Source organism: Neisseria sp. P0014.S009 (assembly GCF_051958155.1).
Lineage (GTDB): Bacteria > Pseudomonadota > Gammaproteobacteria > Burkholderiales > Neisseriaceae > Neisseria > Neisseria flavescens_C.
This window is the reverse complement of sequence record NZ_JBQCVS010000017.1, coordinates 1-567: the sequence shown is the minus strand read 5'-3', so window position 1 is coordinate 567 and position 567 is coordinate 1. Positions and strand designations below refer to the sequence as shown.

General features: G+C 43.4%; 1 protein-coding gene. It reads right to left on the bottom strand.

Annotated features, from left to right (window positions below; genetic code table 11):
* Window positions 1–544: hypothetical protein (locus tag ACTHS4_RS10250; RefSeq protein WP_440365896.1), on the bottom strand; the 544-nt coding region annotated here is incomplete at its 3' end.
* Window positions 545–567 lie beyond the last annotated feature (23 nt).

Here is a 567-nt window from a genome sequence, read left to right as displayed (position 1 = left end):
CTTTCGCCAATGCATCATTCAATGCTGAGTTACCAACTGGTGCAGATGAGCTACCACTGCTACCACTTGCAGCAGCAATAATGCCACCTACTGCTGCCACTCCGGCTGCAGCCCACAGCCAATTAGGATTAAACGCCCAAAATGGTGTAGCTACGCTATTACCACCTAACGCCTGTGGAGCAAATACTTGTTCTGCCAACAAGGTAACCGCATCACTTTCAACGCCGCTTTGCGGTACATAGGCATAGTATTGCCCGTTTTCTGCCTTACCCAAAAGCAATTCGGTATTGTTGTTCTCGTAATAACCTTCCAATACCAAATCGGATTCTTGATTAATGTCGGTGCCTTCAAATGCAATGTGAAGGTCGTTACCAATACGTTTGGTATCGATAGTTTCTGGGGCGTATTGGGTATTGTCGTCAACCAATTCGTAGTTCACATTTGGTTGTGCTTTGATAATGACTTTTTTATTCGTTGCGTTCAGTTTGATGGTCTCAACGGTTTCGTTGCCACTATTGATTTTTACGCTGATATTCTTTGACATGGATTTTCCCTTTTAAATTTGTT